The organism is Kitasatospora sp. NPDC048239, assembly GCF_043202015.1.
In the GTDB taxonomy this organism is placed as follows: domain Bacteria; phylum Actinomycetota; class Actinomycetes; order Streptomycetales; family Streptomycetaceae; genus Kitasatospora.
Genome location: NZ_JBICZP010000019.1, coordinates 18,583 through 40,403, shown reverse-complemented (window position 1 = coordinate 40,403; position 21,821 = coordinate 18,583). Strand labels below are relative to the sequence as shown.

Here is a 21,821-nt window from a genome sequence, read left to right as displayed (position 1 = left end):
TTTTCCCCACCCGCCTCCCCTCCCGTTCGCCGCACGCGCCTGGCACTATCCCTGCATGGCCCCCACCACCGCTCCACGACTCGGCGCCGCCGTCCGCGCGGCCGCCCGCAGCCCGCTGTGGCGGACGGTGCTGGCCCTGGTCCTGGTGCTGGCCGGGCTCGGCGGCTGGTGGCTGTCGGCCAACCGCTCGCCCGGCTACCCGCGCGGTTCGACGGGTTTCGTGACCGGCGTGCAGGGCGGGGTCTACGACAAGTACGGGCAGCTGCTGGAGACCCACGTCGCCAAGGCGATGCCCGGGGTGCGGCTGCGGCTGGACAACTCGCAGGGCTCCATCGACAACCTGGCCCGGGTGACCAGCGGCCAGGACGACTTCGCGATCGCGACCGCCGATGCCGTCGCCCAGTACTCCGGGCCCGGCAAGGACCGGCTGCGGGCGATCGCCCGGCTCTACGACGACTACCTGCAGCTGGTGGTCCCCGCCGACTCGCCGGTGCACCGGACGGCCGACCTGAAGGGCCTGCGGGTCGGCGTCGGCCAGTCGCTGTCCGGGGTGAACCTGGTGACCAGGCGGCTGCTCGCCTCGGCCCGGCTCGACCCCGACCACGACATCCAGCCGGCCATGCTGGGCGTCGGCGAGGCCACCGAGCAGCTGCGGGAGGGCGGGATCGACGCCTTCTTCTGGTCCGGCGGGCTGCCGACCGGGGCGCTCACCAGCCTCTCCGAGCGCTTCAGGATCAGGATCGTGCCGCTCGGCGACCTCGCCGAGGCCGTCCACCAGATCGAGGGCGGCGGCACCGACGCCTACCGGGCCGCCACCATGCCGAAGGGCACCTACCCCAACGCCGAGCCCAAGGACGCCGTCGCCACCGTCGCCGTGCCCAATCTGCTGATCACCCGGGACGACGTGGACACCGACCTGGTGCAGGGCATGACCAGGGCGGTGATAGACAGCCGCGACCAGATCGGCGCCAAGGTCCACGCGGCCCAGCTGGTCGACCTGCGCACCGCCGTCTACACCGACCCGCTCCCGCTGCACGAGGGCGCGATGCGCTACTACCGCTCGGTGAAGCCCTAAGGCAGGCCCCAGAGCCGCCCCGCCTGCCCTTGCCCCAGAGCCGCTTGCCCTAGAGCCGCTTGGCCTTGTCGGGCCGCGGCACCGCCAGGGTCACCGCGAGGCCGGTCGGCTTCACCGGGGCGAAGGCCAGCGAGCCGCCGCCGGCCAGCAGCAGGGTGCGGGCGATCGACAGGCCGAGGCCCGAGCCGTCCACGTTCTGGTGCCGCGGGCTGCGCCAGAACCGGTCGCCGGCCCGGGCCAGCTCCTCCTCGGTCAGGCCGGGCCCGGCGTCCGAGACGGTCACCGCGACCTCCTTGCGCTGCACCGCGACCAGCAGCCGCACCCGGCTTCCGGTCGGGCCGAACTTGAGCGCGTTGTCTAGCACCGCGTCCAGCGCGCTGCCGAAGCCGATCGGGTCGGCCATCCCGAGCGCCAGCGCGGGCCCGTCCCAGCGCAGCTCGATGCCGCGCTGGTCGGCCACCGGCCGCCAGGCGTCCACCCGCGCCAGGGTCAGCGCGGCCAGGTCGGTGGGCTCCGGCTCGGGGCGGGCGTGCTCGGCGGTGGCCAGGCCGAGCAGGTCGTCCAGCACCCGGGCCAGCCGGACGCCCTCCTCCCGGACCCCGCCGAGCTCCTCGTCGTGCCCCTCCGGCAGCTCCATGCCCAGCAGCTCGACCCGCAGCAGCAGCGCCGCCAGCGGGTTGCGCAGCTGGTGCGAGGCGTCCGCGACGAAGGCCTTCTGCTGGTCCAGGGCGAGCACCACGTGGTCGGCCATCTCGTTGAACGAGTGGGCCAGCCGCTGCAGCTCGGGCGGACCGCCGCCGGGCGCCACCCGGGCGTTCATCCGGCCGGTGGCGATGTCGTGGGTGGCCCGGTCCAGGGTGCGGACCGGGCGCAGCACCCACTCGGTGAGCCGGACGGCGAGCAGCAGCGCGACGATCATCGCGGCGGCCTCCCCGGCCCCGATGACCAGCCAGCGGTGCAGCACCCGGGTGCGCATCGCGCCGGTCGGCGACTCGCTGAGCACCACCGCGACCACGTCCCCGTCCCGGACCACCGGCGTCGCGATGGTCAGCGCCCGCTCCGGGGTCCACGGCCAGACCTGCGGCGGGTTGTGGCTGCGCCGCCCGTCCAGCGCCTCCTGGAAGGCCGTCGCCCCCCAGCCCCCGACGGGGACCCGCCAGTCCGCCGGGGCGGTGGCGATGGGTGCGCCGTCGCGCTGGAAGATGCCGATCCGCACGCCGTAGAGCTCGTGGTACCGGACCACCTCGGCGTCCAGCGCGTGCCGTCGGCTGACGTCGCCGGGCGCGGGCTCCAGGTCGCCCTTGAGGGCGGCGTCCAGGGCCGAGACGCCCGAGATCGGGAGGTCCTGGGCGAACCGGGCCGCGTCGTCGAGCCGGTCGACCACCACCCGGCTCTGGTCGGCGGCCGCGACGGCCGCCGCCAGCGGCAGGCCGAGCGCGGCCAGGACGCAGAGCATCAGTGCGAGCAGGATGCCCAGCAGGCGGTTGCGCACGTGCGGTCAGTGCTCCGCGCGGGCCGGGGGCGCGTCCGCGGCGACGGCCGGGGACTCGGGGATCAGCCGGTAGCCCACCCCGCGGACGGCCTCGACCAGGCCGGGCAGGGCGAGCTTGGTGCGCAGCGAGCCGATGTGCACCTCCAGGGTGCGCCCGTTGCCCTCCCAGCCGCTGCGCCACACCTCGCTGAAGATCTGCTCGCGCCGGTAGACCACGCCGGGGCTCTGGGCGAGCAGCGCCAGCAGGTCGAACTCCTTGCGGGTGAGCGGCACGTCGCGGCCGTCCACGCTGACCCGGCGGCGCTCGCGGTCGATCCGGATGCCGCGGGACTCCAGCGGGCCGCGCTGCTGCGGCACCGCGTCGGGCGCGGGGTCCGCGACGGCGGCGGGCGCGGCACCGCGCCGGGCCACCGCGTGGATGCGGGCGAGCAGCTCGCCCATGTCGTAGGGCTTGGTGACGTAGTCGTCGGCACCGAGGTTGAGGCCGTGGATCCGGGAGCGGATGTCGGCGCGCGCGGTCACCATGATCACGGGCACGCCGCTGCCGGCCCGGATCCGGCTGCACACCTCGAAGCCGTCCCGGTCGGGCAGCCCGAGGTCGAGCAGGACCACGCGGTACGGGTCGTTGCCGTCGGGCACCAGGGCGTCGAGCGCCTCGTGCCCGCTGCGGGCGTGCCGGACCTGGAAGCCGTGCCGGCCCAGGACCGCGACCAGCGCCGCGGCGACGCGTTCGTCGTCCTCGACGAGCAGCAGTCTCATCGTTCCTCCTCTCCCCGAAGTTCCCCGGGGTGTCGCTCGGTGTTCACGGTCCCCGCCGGGCAGGCCCGGTCCTGCGCAGTATGGGCCAGCGGGCCGCCCGGCGCCAGGCTCGGCCATCCCCCGGAACCCCCCGGGACGGCGCGCGGCGGAGCGGCTGCCCGCTGTCACGGTGCCCCCGACGGCGCGCGGTGAACAGTCCGCACCCGGCGTGTGGCCGGATCGTGATCCTCAAGTTCCGCTCAGATCGGCTGACGTGGCATCGTCACGGCTCCTATGGTCGCCGCACCGGGGGCTGCGGCTCCGCCGGCTGCGGCCCCCGGCTTTCGTACCACCACTGCCACCCAAGGGAGTTCACCCTCGGGCCGACACGAGGGAGCAGGCGCGATGACCGCGAGCCTCAGCAAGGACTCGAGCGCCACGTCGACCCCGCTGGTGGTGTTGAACGGGGTGAACAAGCACTTCGGGGCACTGCACGTGCTCCAGGACATCGACCTGGAGATCGCCGAGGGCGAGGTGGTGGTCCTGATCGGCCCGTCCGGGTCGGGCAAGTCCACGCTGTGCCGGACGATCAACCGGCTGGAGACCATCGACTCCGGGACGATCACCATCGACGGCCGTCCGCTGCCCGCCGAGGGCCGGGAACTGGCCAGGCTGCGGGCCGAGGTCGGCATGGTGTTCCAGAGCTTCAACCTGTTCGCCCACAAGACCGTGCTGGAGAACGTGGTCCTCGGCCAGGTCAAGGTCCGCAAGATCGCCCGTGAGCAGGCGGTGAAGACCGCCCGGGAGCTCCTGGAGCGGGTCGGCGTCGCCGCGCAGGCGGACAAGTACCCGGCCCAGCTGTCCGGCGGCCAGCAGCAGCGCGTCGCGATCGCCCGGGCGCTGGCCATGAACCCCAAGGTCATGCTCTTCGACGAGCCCACCTCGGCGCTCGACCCGGAGATGATCAACGAGGTGCTGGAGGTCATGCGCCGGCTGGCCGCCGAGGGCATGACGATGGTCGTCGTCACCCACGAGATGGGCTTCGCCCGCTCCGCCGCCAACCGCGTGCTCTTCATGGCGGACGGCCGGATCGTCGAGCAGAACACCCCCGAGGCCTTCTTCACCGCCCCGCGCAGCGACCGCGCGAAGGACTTCCTCTCGAAGATCCTGCACCACTGACCTTCGAGTTGACGCATCATCGGATCACGGGCGGCCCCACCCGCCCGGATCCGTGCACGCAACGCCAAGACGCCAGAGCCCGGTTGACCCGTGGCCCAGCCCCAGGAGAGCTACCCTCATGAGGACTCGTCGCACCTTCGCCGTCGCGCTCTGTGCCATCGCGCTCACCGCAACCGCCGCCTGCGGCAAGGACGGCACGCCCGGCGACTCCGCCGCGAGCGCGAGCAACGCCCCCAAGCTGCCGACCTACACGGTCAAGACCGACGTCAAGCTGGACTCGCCGGCCTTCACCGAGGCCAAGAAGCGCGGCCAGCTGATCATCGGCGCCAAGTCCGACCAGCCGTTCCTCGGCTTCGAGGACCTCGCCAGCGGCGACCGCAGCGGCTTCGACATCGAGATCGCCAAGATGGTCGCCGCGGACCTCGGCTTCACCCCGCAGCAGATCAAGTGGCAGACCCTGGTCTCCTCGCAGCGCGAACCGGCCATCTCCAACGGCCAGATCGACTACTACGTCGGCACCTACAGCATCAACGACGAGCGCAAGAAGACGGTCTCCTTCGCCGGCCCGTACTTCATCGCCGGCCAGGACTTCCTGGTGAAGGCGGACAACACCTCGATCACCGGCCCGGAGTCGGTGAACGGCAAGAACGTCTGCACCGCCACCGGGTCCACCTCGATCAAGAACATCCAGCAGTACTCGCCGAAGATCACCCAGTTCGACACCTACTCGGCCTGCGTCGAGAAGCTGCTCTCCGGCGAGGTCGACGCGGTCACCACCGACGACGCCATCCTCAAGGGCTACGCCTCCAAGTTCGCCCCCAAGCTCAAGGTGGTCGGCAAGCCGTTCACCAAGGAGAACTACGGCGTCGGCCTGAACAAGGACGACAAGGTGCTGCGGGACGCCATCAGCAACGCCATCAAGGCGCACCAGGACAACGGCGACTGGAAGAAGGCGTACGACGCCACCCTCGGCCTGTCCGGTTCGACGGCCCCCGAGCCGCCGGCCCTCGACCGCTACTGATCACCTGCCTGACCGATTTCTGACCACTTCTGAGAGGAGGGCCGCCAGATGGGCATACTGTTCGAGGACGACAACTTCGCGCTGTTCCGCGACGGTTTCCTGCAGACGATCGAGCTGAGCGCGCTCAGCGCCTTGCTCGCCCTGCTGCTGGGCACCCTACTGGCGGCCTTCCGGGTCTCCCCCATACCGGCGCTGCGCGGCTTCGGCACCGCCTGGGTGACGCTCTTCCGCAACACCCCGCTGACCGTCCTGTTCTTCGCCGTCGCCTTCGGACTGCCCGCGCTCGGCGTGCACTTCAGCCACCTCGCCTTCGCGGTGCTGGCGCTCGGCAGCTACACCGCCTCCTTCGTCTGCGAGGTCCTGCGCTCCGGCATCAACACCGTGCCGCTCGGCCAGGCGGAGGCCGCCCGCAGCCTCGGGATGACCTTCAGCCAGACCCTCGGCCAGGTGGTCCTGCCGCAGGCGGCCCGCACCGTGCTGGCGCCGATGAGCAGCGTCTTCATCGCGCTGCCGAGGAACTCGGCGATCGCCGGCGCGTTCAGCGTCCCCGAGCTGTACAGCGTGCAGCAGACCCTCTCCGAGCGCGGCTACTCGATCTTCGCGATCTTCTTCTGGGTGGCCTGCGCCTATCTGGTGATCAGCGCCACCGTCGCCCTGCTGTTCCGCTTCCTGGAAGACCGACTGGCGGTGGCCCGATGAGCGAGCGAACCGAACGCACCACGGAGGAACGGCGCGCCCCGGCGACCGCCTCCGCCGAGCGAAGCGAGGCGGGCGCATGAGCTCCCTGTTCACCCGTACCGCCACGGCCAGCGTCCTGTACGACGCCCCCGGCCCGCGCGCCCGCACCCGCTACCGGCTGTTCGGCGTGCTCTCGCTGGTCGGCATCGCCGGACTGCTCTGGTACGCCGTCGCGACCCTCGCCGACAACGGGCAGTTCGACGCCCAGCTCTGGGAGGTGTTCCAGTACAACACCGTCCAGCAGCAGATCCTCGACGGCCTGGTGTCCACCCTGGAGGCCTTCGGGCTGGCCGCGGTGCTCTCGCTCACCCTCGGCGTGCTCCTGGCGGCCGGGCAGCTCTCCGACCACAAGCCGGTGCGCTGGGCGACCGTCTCCTTCGTCCAGTTCTTCCGGGCGATGCCGCTGCTGATCCTGATCGTCGCGCTCTACTACTCGTTCTTCGCCAAGGACCCGATGTGGGCCCTGGTGCTCGGGCTCACCCTGTACAACGGCTCGGTCCAGGCCGAGATCATCCGCAGCGGGGTCAACGCCGTCCCGCGCGGCCAGGGCGAGGCCGCCTACGCGATCGGCCTGCGCAAGACCCAGGTGATGACCACCATCCTGGTGCCCCAGGCCGTCCGCTCGATGCTCCCCGCGATGATCGGCCAGCTGGTCGTCACCCTGAAGGACACCTCGCTCGGCTTCGTCATCACCTACTCCGAGCTGCTGTACATCGGCAAGAAGATCGCCAGTCAGCCGATCAACGCCGCGGGCTTCCCCTACATCCCCGCCGTCCTGGTGATCGGACCGATCTACATCGCGATGTGCCTCCTGCTCACCGCGCTCGCCCAGTGGATCGAAGCACGCGGCCGCCGCGGCGCGAACCGGCGCACATCGGCTGCTGCTTGACGCACACGCAGGTGAACTGTTGCATTGCTCTTCGTGACACCACCCGGGACCATCCTCGCGGCATATGACGCCCCCTCGTCGGCCCGGCCATGCCCGGAGGTCCCGGCATGGACCCGGTGATCGTGGTCGGGGCCGGACCGGTCGGTCTGGCCCTGGCCCTCGCGCTCGCCCGGCACGAGGTGCCGACCATCGTCCTGGACGAGGGCTCCGGGCTCTGCCCCGAGGGCCCCCGCAGCGTCGTCCTCGGCGCCGACACCGCCGCGTTCCTGACCCGGATCGGCTACCCCCGGGCCGTCTCGGACTCCGCCCGCTGGGACGCCTTCACCATCTGGCGCCGCCGCCAGGAGGTCCTGCGGATCGACCTCGCCGACGCCCCGGCCCTCCACCTGCCCCAGCACCGCCTCCAGCGCGGCCTGCGCGACGCCCTGACCGGCACCCCGCTGGTCAGGCTCGTCCCGCTGAACCGGGTCACCGAACTCGAACAGGACCGCGACGGCGTCAGCGTCCGCACCCGCAACCCGCAGGACGGCACCGAGACCTGGTGGCGCGGCAGCCACCTGGTCGGCTGCGACGGCGCCCGCTCCGCCGTCCGCAAGCTGCTGCGGATCCGCTTCCCCGGCCGCCCCGCCGTGGACCGCAACGCCATCGCCACCGTCCGCGTCGACCTGCCCTTCACCGAGGCCCGGCTGCACCGCGAGCCCCCGTGGCGCGGCGACCGCGAGGCCTCCGCCCGCCCGCTGCCGGACGGCGTCTGGCGCCTCGACTGGCGGCTGCCCCCCGGCCGGCCCGCCCCCACCGAAACGGTCGACCCGCACGCCACCTGGCCCGGCATCGTCACCGGTGACACCCTGCTCACCCGGGTCACCTCCGCCCTGACCGGCTGGTGCGGCGAACTCCCCCGCTACGAGCTGCTCGCCGCCGCCGACCACACCGCCCAGCAGCGCCTCGCCGCCCGGTTCCGCAGCGGCCGCTGCTTCCTCGCCGGCGACGCCGCGCACCTGCACGGCGCCCTCGGCATGCAGAACCTCGCCGACGGGCTGCGCGACGCCGACAACCTCGCCTGGCGCCTCGCCCTCGCCTGGCACCTGCACTCCGGCGGCCCCCAGCCCGGCGGCTCGCTGCTCGACGGCTACGAGGCCGAGCGGCGCGGCGCGGTCGGCGCCCGGCTGCGCGCCGTCGACCAGGCCATGCCGCTGCTGCGCCCGCTGCGCGGCTGGCAGGCCACCCGCCGCTCGCTGCTCACCGGCTCGTTCCGCAAGCACGCCCCGATGCTCGCCGACGGCCAGCTGGGCACCGGCCGCTTCGGCGGCGCCCCCGCCTACCCGGCGGCGCCCTCCGGTGTCCCCGGCCGGGTACCGGTGCAGCGCGGCGGCCGCACCACCACCACGCTGAGCGAGCTGCTGCCCGCCACCGCCCCCGGGGTGCTCGTCCCGGACGTACCGGTGCTCTCCACCGACGGCACCCCCGACCAGCTGCACGCCCGGCTCGGCGCCACCTTCCTGCTGCTGCTGGTCGCCCCCGGCACCGCCGTCTGGTCGGCCGAGCACTGGCTGGGCGCCGGGCTGATGCCCAGACTCGCCGAGGTCGCCGCCGCGCTGCCGGTGCCCGCCGAGGTGCTGGTCACCGAGGAGTACCCCGGCGCCGGACCGCACACCGTGCTGCTGATCCGCCCTGACGGCCACCTGGTCGGCATCACCCAGGGCGCGGCCGCCGAGGACCTCCAGGAGCTCGCCGACCGGGCCCGCGGCGGCCCGGTACCGCTCGCCGGCGCACCGGAGGCCGCCGTCGAGCCCGAACCCGAGCCCGAACCGGAACCCGCGCCGACCGCCGAACCTAGCGGGCCACCTCGGTGACCCGGCTCTCCCGCACCACCGTCACCCGGATCTGACCGGGGTAGGTCAGCTCCTGCGCCACCTGCCTGGCGACCTCGCGGGCGATCACCTGCGCCCCGAGGTCGTCCACCACCTCCGGCCGGACCATCACCCGCACCTCGCGGCCCGCCTGCATCGCGTACACCTTGGCCACCCCGTCGTGCGCCCGGGCGATCTCCTCCAGCCGCTCCAACCGGCGGACGTAGAGCTCCAGCGACTCCTTGCGCGCCCCCGGCCGCCCGCCCGAACAGGCGTCGGCGGCCTGGGTCAGCACCGCCTCGACCGTCTTCGGCTCCACCTCGCCGTGGTGCGCCGCGATCGCGTGCACCACGTCCTCCGTCTCCCCGTACCGCCGGGCGAACTCCGCCCCGATCGCGGCGTGGCTGCCCTCGACCTCGTGCGTCATCGCCTTGCCGATGTCGTGCAGCAGCGCCGCACGCCGCACCGGCTCCGGGTCCACCCCCAGCTCGGCGGCCATCATCCCGGCCAGGTGCGCGGACTCCACCAGGTGCCCGAGCACGTTCTGCCCGTACGAGGCCCGGTAGCGCAGCGTGCCGAGGGTGCGGACCAGCTCCGGGTGCATCCCGGCGAGCCGCACGGCCAGCAGCGCGTCCTCACCGGCCCGGACGCAGCGCCGCTCGACCTCCTCGCGGCTGCGCTCGTGGACGTGCTCGATCCGCACCGGGTGGATCCGGCCGTCCTCGACCAGCTGCTCCAGGGTGAGCCGGGCGGTCTCCCGGCGGACGGGGTCGAAGCAGGACAGCTGCACCGAGGCCGGGGTGTCGTCGATGATCAGATTGACCCCGGTGACGGCCTCGAAGGTCCGGATGTTGCGGCCCTCACGGCCGATGATCCGGCCCTTCATCTCCTCGTTGGGCAGCCGGAACACCGACACCGCCGTCTCGGCGGTCTGCTCGGCGGCCAACCGCTGGATCGCCCCCGCGACGATCCCCCGGGCACGCTGCTCGCCCTCCTCCTTGGCCGCGCGCTCGATCTCCCGGACGGTCACGGCGGCCTCCCGGCGGGCCTCGGACTCGGCCGCCCGGACGAGCTCGGCCCGCGCCTGACCGGCGGTCAGGCCGGCCGCCCGCTCCAGGGCGCGCGCCCGGCGCTCGACCAGCTCGGCGGCCTCCCGGCGGGCCCGCTCCACCTCCGCCGACCGCTCGGCGAGCTCCTCCTCCTGGGCGCGCAGCCGGCGCAGCTCCTCGGACAGCCGCTCCTCCCGCCGGTCGAGTTCGGCGCGCAGCTGCGCGGCCTGGTCCTCGGCCCACGTCCGGGCCCGCTCGGTCTCGGCGGCGGAGCGCCGCTGGGCGGCCTGCAGGCGTCTGACCATCAGCCAGGTCACGGCCAGGACGGCGATCAGCACGCCCACGACCAGCAGGGAGGCAACCGATCCGGCGCTCAGCGCGATCCTCATCCTGCCCACTCCCCGTCCCCGCACGGCACACCGGCCGGGACCAACCGCGACCGGGCCCGCGCATGCCTGCCCGAGGCCTGGTGACACGTGAGCGACGTGCTCCCGCACTGAGTGCGAGGCTAAGCGCAGGTTACGAAACGGTCAAGACTGGGCCGGGGGTCGGCGAACTCCCGCACCGGACCTCCGTCACTCCCACCCGTCACCGGATGGTCCGTCCACGTCCTCTCCATTGCCGGCCCCTCCGCTCCAGCCGTCCGCGTGGAGGTCGGCGTACGGTCCGAATCCGGCGGCCTCCTCGTCCAGGGCCTCGCGGACGACGCGGAAGGCCAGGCCCTCGGAGTAGCCGCGCCGGGCCAGCACGCCGACCAGTCGGCGCATCCGCGCCTGTCGCTCCAGCCCCCTGGTCACCCGCAGCTTGCGTTCGACCAGGGCCCGGGCCGCCTCGGCCTCGTCGTCCTGGTCGAGCTGCGCGACGGCCAGCTCGACCAGCTCGGCGGCCACCCCCTTGGTCCGCAGCTCCTGGGCGAGCGCGCGCCGGGACAGGCCCCGGACGGCGTGCCGGGATTCGACCCAGGCCCGGGCGAAGGCCGCGTCGTCGATCAGCCCGACCTCCTCCAGCCGGTTGAGGACCTGCTCGGCGGCCTCGTCCGGGATCTCCCGCTTGCGCAGCGCGTCGGCCAGCTGTTTACGGCTCTTGGCCGCGCCGGTGAGCAGCCGCAGGCAGATGTCCCGGGCCTGCGACTCGGGATCGGCGGACGCCTGCGCGCCGGCCGGTCCGGCTCCCCGGGCCGCCTTCGCCGGGCCGGCCCCACCGGGGCCGGCGGCCCTTCGGCTCCTCCGCCCCGACCGCCCGGCCGGGGCGTCGACCGCGGCGCCGTCCTGGTCGTCGGACCCCGTCCGGGCCCGGCCCCGCCGCGCGGACCCCAGGCCGGGGGAGGCGGAGGCGGCCGCACCCCCGTGACCGGCCGCCTCTCCCCCCTGCCCGGGGGGCGCCTCCTCCATCAGCGCCGAACGACGCCGGCGCCGACCGGTGGGCAGCTCGGACGCGGACACCATCCCGAGCCCGTCGCCCACCGCCTCCACCCCGCGCGGGAGAGCACGCGCGGGCGCGGGCTCCGGCTCGGCCACGGCCGCGAACCAGTCCGGCGGCCCGAAGTCGTCGCCGTCGTCCGGATCCTCCGGGCCGGTGCCCGGTCCCCTGTCGTGCTGCATCAACGGATCAGGCCTTGGCGGCCGCCGCCGTCTTCTTCGCCGCGGCCGTCTTGGCGGCGGTCGCGGTGATCGGCTTGGCGCCGGCCTCGGCGGACGGAACGGACGCCGGAGCCTCGCCCTCGGCCGGCTCCTCCGTCTTCGGCCCGATGCCGAGCTTGCCCTTGATCTTCCGCTCGATCTCGTCGGCGAGCTGCGGGTTGTCGCGCAGGAAGTTGCGGGCGTTCTCCTTGCCCTGGCCCAGCTGGTCGCCCTCGTAGGTGTACCAGGCACCCGACTTGCGGATGAAGCCGTGCTCGACACCCATGTCGATCAGGCCGCCCTCACGGCTGATGCCGACGCCGTAGAGGATGTCGAACTCGGCCTGCTTGAACGGCGCGGCAACCTTGTTCTTGACCACCTTGACCCGGGTGCGGTTGCCGACCGCCTCGGTGCCGTCCTTCAGGGTCTCGATCCGGCGGATGTCCAGGCGGACGGAGGCGTAGAACTTCAGCGCGCGGCCACCGGTCGTGGTCTCCGGCGAACCGAACATCACGCCGATCTTCTCGCGCAGCTGGTTGATGAACACCGCGGTGGTGTTCGACTGGTTCAGCGCGCCGGCGATCTTGCGCAGCGCCTGGCTCATCAGGCGGGCCTGCAGACCGACGTGCGAGTCGCCCATCTCGCCCTCGATCTCCGCACGCGGCACGAGCGCCGCGACGGAGTCGATGATGATCAGGTCGACCGCGCCCGAGCGGATCAGCATGTCGGTGATCTCGAGCGCCTGCTCACCGGTGTCCGGCTGGCTGACCAGCAGGGCGTCGGTGTCCACGCCGAGCTTCTTGGCGTACTCGGGGTCGAGCGCGTGCTCCGCGTCGACGAACGCGACCGTGCCGCCGGCCTTCTGCGCGTTGGCCGCCAGGTGCAGGGTCAGCGTGGTCTTTCCCGAGGACTCGGGGCCGTAGATCTCGACCACCCGGCCGCGCGGGATGCCGCCGACGCCGAGGGCGACGTCCAGGGCGGTGGATCCGGTGGGGATCACCTCGATCGGCTCGTTGGCCTTCTCGCCCAGGCGCATCACCGAGCCCTTGCCGAACTGCCGCTCGATCTGGGCGAGTGCGTTCTCAAGGGCCTTCTCGCGGTCCGTACCTGCCATGGCTTCCACCCTCGGGTTCTGTGCTGTGCGCTTCATCGTCCTCGACGCTAGCGCGTCCCACTGACAATCGGCCCCGACCGGGCTCGGCCCGTGGAGAACTCTTGGCCGGAGAGTACAAAGAACATCTGTTCGATTCAAGCCCGGCCCGTGCGACCTACTTCTCCCCGTCCTTGTCGTCCGGCCCCCGGCCTGCACCGGAACGCGGTTCGGAACCCGCACCGACCATCCGCCGCAGCCGGCGCGCCGCCTCGCGGCGCAGCTCCCGTCGGGCCCGCCGCTGCGCGCCCCGGTCGATCCGCGGGTCGGTGGCCACCTCGTACCGGCGCACATAGGTCCCGACGAACCCCTGCAGGGTGGCCGCCGCCGGGATGGCGATCAGCGCGCCGACCGCGCCGAGCAGCGCGGCGCCCGCGACCACCGAGCCGAACGCCACCGCCGGGTGCACGTCCACCGTCTTCGCGGTGATCCTCGGGTGCAGCAGGTAGTTCTCGATCTGCTGGTAGACCACCACGAACACCAGCACCCAGAGCGCGTCCATCGGCTCCACCGTCAGTGCGACCAGCACCGGCAGCGCACCCGCCAGATAGGTGCCGATGGTCGGCACGAACTGCGACATGACGCCCACCCAGATCGCCAGCGCGGCCGCGTACGGCAGGTCCAGCAGCGCGAACATCACCCAGTGCGCCAGCGCCGAGGCCACCGCGAGCAGCGCCCGCGAGTAGAGGTAGCCGCCGGTCTTGGCGAGCGCGATCTCCCAGGCCCGCAGCACCTCGGCCTGCTTGGCGGGCGGCAGCAGCGAGCAGACCGTCCGGCGCACCCGGGGCCCGTCGGCGGTGAAGTAGAAGGTGAACAGGCCGACCGTGAAGGCCTGGAAGAGCCCGCCGATCAGGGTGGAGGAGACGCCCCAGACGTTGTCGGCGGCCTGCTGGGCGTAGGTCTCGATGGCGCCCGAGTCCTTGAGCAGCTTCTTCTGCAACTCGTCGAGCGAGAGGTCCTGGTGGAAGGTCCGGTTGATCCAGTGGATCAGGTTGTCGAGCAGGTGCGGCAGGTCCCCCGCGATCTTGCCGACCTGGTCGACCAGCAGGGTGCCGAGCGCGGCGAGGAAGCCGCCCACCGCGACCACCACCGCGACGAAGACCAGGAAGGTGCCGACGCCCCTGCGCACGCCCCGGGCCGCCATCCGGTCGACCGCCGGCTCCAGCGCCAGCGAGAGGAAGAAGGCCACCAGCAGCATCACGAAGAGGTCGATCAGCTGGTGGAAGGCCCAGTCGGCGAGCTGGAAGAGCCCGACCATGGCCAGCGCCAGCATCATCGCGCGGGGCAGCCAGCGCGGCATTCCGGCGCCCAACGCCCCGCCGGGCGCGGAGGGACCGCCGGGTGCGGCGGCCTCCGGTGCGGGCGGCGGGCTCGCGGCCCCCTCGGCGTCCTCGGCGTCCTGCGGCGACCTGTCCGGATTCTGGGGTTCTGCACTGCTTTCCACCCGCACAGTCTCACCCATGCGGTCCGGGGGCCGGACACCCGCCCGGGCCCCGGGAGCGTCGACCGGGCCGGGCCCGCGGGCCCGGCCCGGTCGGACGGCGGCTCAGCGCAGCAGCGCCGACACGCCCTGGGTGTCGCAGACCACGCGCCAGACGTCCTTGGCCTCCCAGCCCGCCTCCAGGGCCTGGCGCACCGTCCGCCCGCCCAACTCGCTCATCACGTGATCGGAGGCGAAGGACTCCGCGTAAGCCTCGCCGAACTGCGCGTACATCCGTCGCCAGAACTCCGTCAGCCTCATGCCCACCAGTATCCCGGACCGGGCCCGGCGAGCCCTACGGCTCCTGGCCCGGCCGCCAGGCGGCGGCCTCCAGCGCGTACTCGACCTCGCCCAGCTCGCTGCCGGGGAGCGGCTCGGGGTACTCCTCCTGGAAGGTCCGGACGTACCTGAGCCCGGCCTTCTCCATCACCCGCCGCGAGCCCTCGTTGACCGCCATCGTGTAGGCCACCACCCGCTGGACCCCGAGCCCGGTGAAGCCCCGGTGGATCAGCGCCCGCGCGCCCTCCGTGGCGTAGCCCCGCCCCCAGGCCGGGCGCCGCAGCCGGTAGCCGAGCTCGACCTCGCCCCGGTCCTGCGGGTCCGGCGGCCGGAACTCGAACCAGCCGAGGAAGGCCCCGCCCGCCCGCTCCTCGGCGGCCCACCATCCGAGGTCGCCGAACCGCCGGTAGTGCTCGAAGTAGAGCGGCAGCAGCTCCCGCTCCACCACCTCGCGCGGGGTGGCCCGCCCGCCGGTGAGGTGGCGCATCACCTCGGGGTCGCCGTCCAGTTCCACCAGGTGGTCGACATCGGCCTCGGTGAAGCGGCGCAGCACCAGCCGCTCGGTGGTCAGGAAGACGGTCATGTCCCGATCGTCGCCCACCCCGTACCGCCCGTCACCGGGTTTTCCGGACCCGGCCACCGTGCCGGCCACGACGGCGCGGCCACGGCGGCGCGACCACGACGGCAGAGCCGGTCAGCGCGGCAGGGCGAGCGTCCCGGCCCCGTAGTACTGGCGGTCCCCGCAGGCGTACGGGCCGGGCGGGCAGGCCGCCGACGCGGTGGTGGCCAGCAGGGCCGCGAGCCGGTCCGACCCCCAGTCCGGGTGGAGCGCCGCCGCCACCGCGACCGCGCCGGTGACGTGCGCCGCGGCCATCGAGGTGCCGGCCAGCGCCGCGTACTGGCCGCCGGGCCAGTCGGAGACGATCGCGCCCTGGGCGCCGCCGTCCGGGTCCCCGCCGGGGGCGGCCAGCGAGACCCTCCCCCGCCCGTAGTTGGAGTAGCCGGACGGTTGGCCGTCCCGGTTGACGGCGGTCACCGTGACCACGCCGGGGAGCTCGCCGGGCAGCCGGACGCACTCGGTGCCGACGTACCGGGACTGCGCCGGACCGGAGACCCGGTCGTTGGGGCTGCGCTCGTCGGTGCGGGCGGCGCCGAGGTCCTGGGAGTCGTTGCCGGCCGAGGCGACCACCACGGCGCCCTGGCGCCGGGCGTAGTCGGCGGCCCGGGCCACGGCGGCGGTCAGTGCGGCCTGGTCGCGGTCCTCGGGGCAGTTGTACTTCCACGGGTCGGCAAAGTAGCTGTTGTTGATCGCCTTGGCCCCGTGGTCGGCGGCCCAGAGCATGCCGCAGACGATGTTCTCGGCGTAGTACTGGCCGAGCGGGCCGAGCAGCCGGACGGCGGCGATCCGCACGCCGGGGGCGACGCCGCTGACGCCGTGCCCGTCCCGGGCGGCGCCGACGATCCCGGCGACGTGGGTGCCGTGACCGCTCTCGCCGACGCCGAGGTCGGGCCGCCAGGCGCCGGTCCGGGCGTCGGGGCGGCCGTCGGCGCAGGAGGCCGAGCTCTTCGGGTCGACGGCGGCGCGCAGGTCGGGGTGGGTGTCGTCGACGCCGGAGTCCAGCACCGCGACCAGCACCTTGCGCAGCGCCTCGGTGGAGGAGCCGCCCGGGTCGGCGGCGGGGCTGGTCAGCAGGGTGGCGGTGGGGGCGGCTCCCGGCCCGGCGGGCGCGTCGCCCGCGGGCCGGCCGGCCGGGCCGAGCATGGCGAGGTTCCAGGCGTCGGCCTCGCCCGGGTCCGGCACGGTGGCGGTCGCGTCGTCCCGGCCGTCCGCGCTGCCGCCGCGGGCAGGTCCGTCCGCGCTGCCGGCGCCGCCCAGTCGGTCCGCGCTGCCGCCGCGGGCCAGGTCGGCGCCCGCGCCGAAGTCCCCGGCGCCGTCCAGCGGGCGCGGCGGGCCGGGCACCGGGGCGGTCCGGGTGGCGCCGACCGCGGCCACCCCGGGCCGGGCGCGGACCTTGTCGGCGAAGCCGCCGGTGGCGTACGCGAGCACCGCCCCGATCTGCGGGTACTCCTGGACGACCTGCCCGCCGGCCGCCCGGGTCTGCTCCCCGGCCAGGGCCGCGCCGGCCGCGTCCTGCGCTTCGGCCAGCACCAGGTAGCTGAGGTAGGCCCGGCCCGGCCCGGAGACGTACGGGACGGCGCCGCCGACCACCAGTGCGGTGAGCAGCATCGCGAGCAGCGCCCGGACCGGTCCCCGGGCGCCGCGCCGGACGTGCCCGGGACCGCTGCCGGACGGGTGCACCTGCGCCATCGCACGGTCTCCGCTCGTCGGTCCCGATGTCCACGGGAGGGGCCCCGAGGGTCACGGGGGAATCACGGGTCTGAAATCACCATAGGAGCGAATTGTCTGCTTTGCCTTTTTTAATGACGCCAGACGTTTCAGGCCCCCGGCCCGCCCCCCCGGCCCGCCCGCACCCGCCCCCGGCCCGCCGGCGCCCGCCCCCGGTTGTCAGTGCCACCCGGCACCATGGGGGCATGGCGCCCCGCACCCCAGACCAGCAGCCGGCCGACCAGCCGCCCGACCCGCTCGCCGGCTTCGCCCCGGCCACCCGGGCCTGGTTCACCGGTGCGTTCAGCGCGCCCACCACCGCCCAGGCCGAGGCCTGGCGCGCCATCCAGCGGCAGACCGACGTCCTGGTCGTCGCCCCCACCGGCTCCGGCAAGACGCTCGCCGCGTTCCTCTCCGCCCTGGACCGGCTCAGCAGCACCCCGCCCCCGGCCGACCCCAAGCGACGCTGCCGGATCCTCTACATCTCGCCGCTCAAGGCCCTCGCGGTCGACGTCGAGCGCAACCTGCGCGCCCCGCTGGCCGGGCTGCGCCAGGCCGCCGTCCGGCTCGGCCTGCCCGAGCCCGAGGTCGAGGTCGGCATCCGCTCCGGCGACACCCCCGCCGCCGACCGCCGCCGCTTCGCCGGCCACCCGCCGGACATCCTGATCACCACCCCCGAGTCGCTCTTCCTGCTGCTCACCTCCGCCTCCCGGGAGGCCCTGCGCGGCATCGACACGGTGATCCTGGACGAGGTGCACGCCGTCGCCGGCACCAAGCGCGGCGCCCACCTCGCCCTCAGCCTGGAGCGGCTGGACGAGCTGCTCGACGCACCCGCCCGCCGGATCGGCCTCTCCGCCACCGTCCGCCCGGTCGAGGAGGTGGCCCGCTTCCTCAGCCCGCAGCGCGGCGCCGCCATCGTCCAGCCCCCCTCCACCAAGGAGTTCGACCTCTCGGTGGTCGTCCCCGTCCCCGACCTGGACGACCTGCCCGCCGCGCCCGCCGGCCCCGGCGAGGCCGCCGACCCGGCCCGGCAGAGCTCCATCTGGCCGCACGTCGAGGAGCGGATCGTCGACCTCGTCCAGGCCCATCGCTCGACCATCGTCTTCGCCAACTCCCGCCGCCTCGCCGAGCGGCTCTGCAACCGGCTCAACGAGATCGCCCACGAGCGGGCCTCCGGCGAGCCGCTGCCCGAGGCGCACTCCCCCGCCCAGCTGATGGCCGAGTCCGGCGTCGCCAAGGGCGCCCCGCCGGTCATCGCCCGGGCCCACCACGGCTCGGTCTCCAAGGAGCAGCGCGCCCTGGTCGAGGAGGAGCTGAAGGCCGGCCGGCTGCCCGCCGTGGTCGCCACCTCCAGCCTGGAGCTCGGCATCGACATGGGCGCCGTCGAGCTGGTCGTCCAGGTCGAGTCCCCGCCCTCGGTCGCCTCCGGCCTGCAGCGGGTCGGCCGGGCCGGCCACCAGGTCGGCGCCGTCTCCACCGGCGTCGTCTTCCCCAAGTACCGGGGGGACCTCGTCCAGTCCGCCGTGGTCACCGAGCGGATGCGGTCCGGGCGGATCGAGGCGCTGCGCATCCCGCGCAACCCGCTGGACGTGCTCGCCCAGCAGCTGGTCGCCATGACGGCGCTGGACAGCTGGCCGGTGGACGACCTGCTCACCCTGGTCCGCCGCGCCGCGCCGTTCGCCACCCTCCCGCAGTCCGCCTTCGACGCCGTGCTCGACATGCTGGCCGGCCGCTACCCCTCGGACGCCTTCGCCGAACTGCGCCCCCGTCTGGTCTGGGACCGCGTGGCCGGCACCGTCACCGGCCGCCCCGGGGCCCAGCGGCTGGCCGTCACCTCCGGCGGCACCATTCCCGACCGCGGCCTGTTCGGCGTCTTCATCGCCGGCGCGGACCCGAAGAAGGGCGGCGGCCGCGTCGGGGAGCTCGACGAGGAGATGGTCTACGAGTCCCGCGTCGGCGACGTCTTCACCCTCGGCACCACCTCCTGGCGGATCCAGGAGATCACCCACGACAAGGTGCTGGTCACCCCCGCCCCGGGCGTCCCCGGCCGGCTCCCGTTCTGGAAGGGCGACACCCTCGGCCGCCCGCTGGAGCTCGGCCGCGCGCTCGGCGCGTTCACCCGCGAGCTCGGCGCGCTGCCACCCGAGGCCGCCACCGCCCGGCTCAAGGCGGCCGGCCTGGACGACTGGGCCGCCGGCAACCTGCTCGACTACCTCGCCCGGCAGCGGACGGCCTGCGGCCACCTCCCGGACGACCGCACCATCGTGGTCGAGCGCTTCCGGGACGAGCTGGGCGACTGGCGGATCGTCATCCACTCCCCCTTCGGCGCCCAGGTGCACGCCCCCTGGGCACTCGCCCTCGGCGCCCGCCTGCGCGAGAAGCACGGCCTGGACCCGCAGGTCATGCACGCCGACGACGGCATCGTGCTCCGGCTGCCGGACGCCGACCTGCTCGACTTCCCGCTGGAGCAGCCGGAGCAGACCGGCCGGGCGGCCTCGGACGACGCACCGGTCGGCGCCGACGCCGCCCTGTTCGACCCGGCCGAGATCGAACAGCTGGTCACCGACCAGGTCGGCGGCTCCGCCCTGTTCGCCTCCCGCTTCCGCGAGTGCGCCGGCCGCGCCCTGCTGCTGCCGCGCCGCAGCCCCGGCCGCCGCACCCCGCTCTGGCAGCAGCGCCAGCGCGCCGCCCAGCTCCTCGAGGTCGCCTCCGAGTACGGCTCCTTCCCGATCGTGCTGGAGGCGGTCCGGGAATGCCTCCAGGACGTCTTCGACGTCCCCGGCCTGGTCGAGCTGATGGGGGATCTGGAGTCCCGCGCCGTCCGCCTGGTCGAGGTCACCACCTCCGAACCCTCCCCGTTCGCCCGGTCCCTGCTCTTCGGCTACGTCGCCCAGTTCCTCTACGAGGGCGACTCCCCGCTCGCCGAGCGCCGCGCGGCCGCCCTCTCGCTCGACTCCCGGCTGCTCTCCGAACTCCTCGGCCAGGCCGAGCTGCGGGAGCTGCTCGACCCCGCGGTGCTCGCCGAGCTGGAGGCCGAACTCCAGCGCCTCACCCCCGAGCGCCGGATCAAGGACGCCGAGGGCGTCGCCGACGCGCTGCGCCTGCTCGGCCCGCTCGCCGAGGCCGAGCTCACCGCCCGCGGCGCCGAACCGCTCTGGGCCCTGGAGCTGGAGGCCGCCCGCCGGGTCATCCAGGTCCGGATCGCCGGCGAACAGCGCTGGGCCGCCATCGAGGACGCCGGACGCCTGCGCGACGCCCTCGGCACCCCCCTGCCGGTCGGCGTCCCCGAGGCCTTCACCGAACCGGTCAAGGACCCGCTGGGGGACTTGCTCGCCCGGCACGCCCGCACCCACGGCCCGTTCACCGCCACCGAGGCGGCCGGGCGCTTCGGCCTCGGCGCCGCCGTCGTCACCGGCACCCTGCACCGGCTCACCGCCGCCGGCCGCCTCGTCCAGGGAGAGTTCCGACCGGTCGAGGGCCACACCGCCACCGTCGAGTGGTGCGACGCCGAGGTACTGCGCCGACTGCGCCGCCGCTCACTGGCCGCCCTGCGCCAGGAGGTCGAGGCCGTGCCGCCACGCGCCCTGGCCGCCTTCCTCCCGCAGTGGCAGCACCTGGCCGGCCACCGGCTGCGCGGCCCCGACGGCCTGCTCCGGGTGGTCGAACAGCTCCAGGGCACCGCCCTGCCCGCCTCCGCCCTGGAGAAGCTCGTCCTGCCCGCCCGCCTCGCCGACTACACGCCCGGCCTGCTGGACGAGCTGATGGCCGCCGGCGAGCTCGGCTGGTCCGGCGCCGGAGCCCTGCCCGGCAAGGACGGCTGGATCAGCCTGCACCTCGCCGAGAACGCCCACCTGCTGCGCCCCGAGCCCGTCCCACCCGCCGTCACCCCCGTGCACACCGCCCTGATGGCGGCCCTGGAGGGCGGCTACGGCCTGTTCTTCCGCCAGCTGGTCGACCGGCTGCACGCCGAAGGCCTCACCGAGACCTCGGAGCCGGAGGTCGTCGACGCCCTGTGGGACTTGGTCTGGGCCGGGTACGTCAGCAACGACACCCTCGCCCCGCTGCGCGCCCTGCTCGGCTCCGGCCGGACGGCGGGCGCCACCGCCCACCGCGCCCCCCGGGCCACCCCGCGCGGCCGCTACGGCGGCGCCGGCCGCCCCTTCGGCCGCACCGGCGGCGCCCTGCGCAGCGGGCCGCCGACGGTGGCCGGCCGCTGGTCGCTGCTGCCCGCCTTCACCGCCGAGCCGACCGTCCGGGCCACCGCCCAGGCCCAGAGCCTGTTGGACCGGCACGGCCTGCTCACCCGGGGCGCGGCGGCCGCCGAGCGGGTGCCCGGCGGCTTCGCCGGCGTCTACCGGGTGCTGGCCGCCATGGAGGAGCGCGGCCGGGCCCGCCGGGGCTATTTCGTGGAGGGCCTCGGCGGCGCCCAGTTCGCCATGGAGGGCGCCGCGGACCGGCTGCGCTCGGTCAGCGGGCGGCTGGAGCGGACCAGGGCCACCGAATGGCCGGCCGGGCCGTCGGCCGAGCCGCCCCAGCTGCTGGTGCTGGCCGCCGCCGACCCGGCGAACGCCTACGGGGCCGCGCTGCCCTGGCCCGATCCGCCCGCCGCCCCGGGCGCCACGGAGGCCCGGGCCCACCGGCCGGGGCGCAAGGCCGGCGCCCTGGTGGTCCTGGTCGACGGCGAGCTGGCCCTCTACGTGGAGCGCGGCGGCAAGTCCCTGCTGGCCTGGCCGCAGGAGGAGGGCGCCCGGGTACTGGCCGCCTCGGCCCTCGCCTCGGCCGTCCGCCAGGGTGCACTCGGCAGCGTCACCATCGAGCGGGCCAACGGCGAGCCCGCCCTCGGCTCCGACCTCGGCGCCGCCCTGGAGGAGGCCGGCTTCCACGCCACCCCGCGCGGGCTGCGGCTGCGGCCCTGAGACACGGCGAAGGCCGCGGG

Annotated in this window: 16 protein-coding genes; 7 read left to right on the top strand and 9 right to left on the bottom strand. The window is 74.5% G+C overall.

Going from position 1 to position 21,821, the window contains the following annotated elements; all coding sequences use genetic code 11:
* Nucleotides 1-55 precede the first annotated feature (55 nt).
* On the top strand, nucleotides 56-1,075 hold the full coding sequence (locus ACGFZP_RS34480; RefSeq protein WP_392940474.1) for a TAXI family TRAP transporter solute-binding subunit: 1,020 nt from the start codon (nucleotides 56-58) through the stop codon (nucleotides 1,073-1,075).
* A 49-nt stretch (nucleotides 1,076-1,124) separates the two neighbouring features.
* On the opposite strand, the gene ACGFZP_RS34475 is transcribed toward ACGFZP_RS34480, so the two are convergent.
* Entirely contained in the window at nucleotides 1,125-2,567 is a 1,443-nt protein-coding gene (locus tag ACGFZP_RS34475; RefSeq protein ID WP_392940472.1) for a sensor histidine kinase, read from the bottom strand.
* A gap of 6 nt (nucleotides 2,568-2,573) precedes the next feature.
* The gene (locus tag ACGFZP_RS34470; protein WP_392940470.1) at nucleotides 2,574-3,326 is read right to left on the bottom strand and encodes a response regulator transcription factor; all 753 of its coding nucleotides are present in this window, start codon (nucleotides 3,324-3,326) and stop codon (nucleotides 2,574-2,576) included.
* A 384-nt stretch (nucleotides 3,327-3,710) separates the two neighbouring features.
* Here ACGFZP_RS34470 and ACGFZP_RS34465 point away from each other — a divergent pair, with 384 nt between their 5' ends.
* The 5 genes from ACGFZP_RS34465 to ACGFZP_RS34445 all read left to right on the top strand — a co-directional run bounded on the left by ACGFZP_RS34465 (nucleotide 3,711) and on the right by ACGFZP_RS34445 (nucleotide 8,985).
* Nucleotides 3,711-4,484 carry an amino acid ABC transporter ATP-binding protein gene (locus ACGFZP_RS34465; RefSeq protein ID WP_392940469.1) on the top strand — a complete coding sequence of 258 codons (774 nt, stop codon included), beginning with the start codon at nucleotides 3,711-3,713 and terminating at the stop codon, nucleotides 4,482-4,484.
* A gap of 118 nt (nucleotides 4,485-4,602) precedes the next feature.
* Nucleotides 4,603-5,505 (top strand): glutamate ABC transporter substrate-binding protein, encoded by a 903-nt coding sequence (locus ACGFZP_RS34460; protein ID WP_392940467.1) that lies wholly within the window; start codon nucleotides 4,603-4,605, stop codon nucleotides 5,503-5,505.
* A 48-nt stretch (nucleotides 5,506-5,553) separates the two neighbouring features.
* Nucleotides 5,554-6,204, top strand: a complete 651-nt coding sequence (locus ACGFZP_RS34455) for an amino acid ABC transporter permease (RefSeq protein ID WP_392940465.1) — start codon at nucleotides 5,554-5,556, stop codon at nucleotides 6,202-6,204.
* Nucleotides 6,205-6,280: 76 nt separating this feature from the next.
* Nucleotides 6,281-7,132: an amino acid ABC transporter permease gene (locus ACGFZP_RS34450; RefSeq protein ID WP_392940463.1), complete on the top strand. Its 852-nt coding sequence runs from the start codon at nucleotides 6,281-6,283 to the stop codon at nucleotides 7,130-7,132.
* Between the two features lie 107 nt (nucleotides 7,133-7,239).
* Nucleotides 7,240-8,985 carry an FAD-dependent monooxygenase gene (locus ACGFZP_RS34445; protein WP_392940462.1) on the top strand — a complete coding sequence of 582 codons (1,746 nt, stop codon included), beginning with the start codon at nucleotides 7,240-7,242 and terminating at the stop codon, nucleotides 8,983-8,985.
* Here ACGFZP_RS34445 and rny read toward each other — a convergent pair.
* The 7 genes from rny to ACGFZP_RS34410 form a co-directional block, all read right to left on the bottom strand.
* Entirely contained in the window at nucleotides 8,966-10,420 is a 1,455-nt protein-coding gene (rny, locus tag ACGFZP_RS34440) for a ribonuclease Y (protein ID WP_392940460.1), read from the bottom strand. The genes ACGFZP_RS34445 and rny overlap by 20 nt on opposite strands.
* Nucleotides 10,421-10,606: 186 nt before the next feature.
* Nucleotides 10,607-11,632 (bottom strand): regulatory protein RecX, encoded by a 1,026-nt coding sequence (locus ACGFZP_RS34435; protein ID WP_392940458.1) that lies wholly within the window; start codon nucleotides 11,630-11,632, stop codon nucleotides 10,607-10,609.
* Nucleotides 11,633-11,639: 7 nt separating this feature from the next.
* Nucleotides 11,640-12,764 (bottom strand): recombinase RecA, encoded by a 1,125-nt coding sequence (gene recA / locus ACGFZP_RS34430; protein ID WP_392940456.1) that lies wholly within the window; start codon nucleotides 12,762-12,764, stop codon nucleotides 11,640-11,642.
* 154 nt (nucleotides 12,765-12,918) lie between these two features.
* Nucleotides 12,919-14,244 (bottom strand): AI-2E family transporter, encoded by a 1,326-nt coding sequence (locus ACGFZP_RS34425; RefSeq protein ID WP_392940454.1) that lies wholly within the window; start codon nucleotides 14,242-14,244, stop codon nucleotides 12,919-12,921.
* Nucleotides 14,245-14,346: 102 nt separating this feature from the next.
* Complete coding sequence (locus ACGFZP_RS34420) at nucleotides 14,347-14,541, bottom strand: DUF3046 domain-containing protein (RefSeq protein ID WP_387950175.1); 195 nt, start codon at nucleotides 14,539-14,541, stop codon at nucleotides 14,347-14,349.
* 34 nt (nucleotides 14,542-14,575) lie between these two features.
* Nucleotides 14,576-15,142: a GNAT family N-acetyltransferase gene (locus tag ACGFZP_RS34415; protein WP_392940452.1), complete on the bottom strand. Its 567-nt coding sequence runs from the start codon at nucleotides 15,140-15,142 to the stop codon at nucleotides 14,576-14,578.
* 111 nt (nucleotides 15,143-15,253) lie between these two features.
* The gene (locus ACGFZP_RS34410; protein ID WP_392940450.1) at nucleotides 15,254-16,867 is read right to left on the bottom strand and encodes a S8 family serine peptidase; all 1,614 of its coding nucleotides are present in this window, start codon (nucleotides 16,865-16,867) and stop codon (nucleotides 15,254-15,256) included.
* A 224-nt stretch (nucleotides 16,868-17,091) separates the two neighbouring features.
* Here ACGFZP_RS34410 and ACGFZP_RS34405 point away from each other — a divergent pair, with 224 nt between their 5' ends.
* The gene (locus ACGFZP_RS34405) at nucleotides 17,092-21,801 is read left to right on the top strand and encodes an ATP-dependent helicase (RefSeq protein ID WP_392940448.1); all 4,710 of its coding nucleotides are present in this window, start codon (nucleotides 17,092-17,094) and stop codon (nucleotides 21,799-21,801) included.
* Nucleotides 21,802-21,821 lie beyond the last annotated feature (20 nt).

Excerpts from the sequence above, each read along its gene's own strand:
- ACGFZP_RS34460 (WP_392940467.1), top strand. The coding sequence starts at position 4,603 with ATGAGGACTCGTCGCACCTTCGCCGTCGCGCTCTGTGCCATCGCGCTC.
- ACGFZP_RS34470 (WP_392940470.1), bottom strand. The coding sequence starts at position 3,326 with ATGAGACTGCTGCTCGTCGAGGACGACGAACGCGTCGCCGCGGCGCTG.
- ACGFZP_RS34435 (WP_392940458.1), bottom strand. The coding sequence starts at position 11,632 with ATGCAGCACGACAGGGGACCGGGCACCGGCCCGGAGGATCCGGACGAC.
- ACGFZP_RS34480 (WP_392940474.1), top strand. The coding sequence starts at position 56 with ATGGCCCCCACCACCGCTCCACGACTCGGCGCCGCCGTCCGCGCGGCC.
- ACGFZP_RS34450 (WP_392940463.1), top strand. The coding sequence starts at position 6,281 with ATGAGCTCCCTGTTCACCCGTACCGCCACGGCCAGCGTCCTGTACGAC.
- ACGFZP_RS34445 (WP_392940462.1), top strand. The coding sequence starts at position 7,240 with ATGGACCCGGTGATCGTGGTCGGGGCCGGACCGGTCGGTCTGGCCCTG.
- ACGFZP_RS34410 (WP_392940450.1), bottom strand. The coding sequence starts at position 16,867 with ATGGCGCAGGTGCACCCGTCCGGCAGCGGTCCCGGGCACGTCCGGCGC.
- ACGFZP_RS34405 (WP_392940448.1), top strand. The coding sequence starts at position 17,092 with ATGGCGCCCCGCACCCCAGACCAGCAGCCGGCCGACCAGCCGCCCGAC.
- ACGFZP_RS34415 (WP_392940452.1), bottom strand. The coding sequence starts at position 15,142 with ATGACCGTCTTCCTGACCACCGAGCGGCTGGTGCTGCGCCGCTTCACC.
- ACGFZP_RS34465 (WP_392940469.1), top strand. The coding sequence starts at position 3,711 with ATGACCGCGAGCCTCAGCAAGGACTCGAGCGCCACGTCGACCCCGCTG.
- recA (WP_392940456.1), bottom strand. The coding sequence starts at position 12,764 with ATGGCAGGTACGGACCGCGAGAAGGCCCTTGAGAACGCACTCGCCCAG.
- rny (WP_392940460.1), bottom strand. The coding sequence starts at position 10,420 with ATGAGGATCGCGCTGAGCGCCGGATCGGTTGCCTCCCTGCTGGTCGTG.
- ACGFZP_RS34420 (WP_387950175.1), bottom strand. The coding sequence starts at position 14,541 with ATGAGGCTGACGGAGTTCTGGCGACGGATGTACGCGCAGTTCGGCGAG.
- ACGFZP_RS34455 (WP_392940465.1), top strand. The coding sequence starts at position 5,554 with ATGGGCATACTGTTCGAGGACGACAACTTCGCGCTGTTCCGCGACGGT.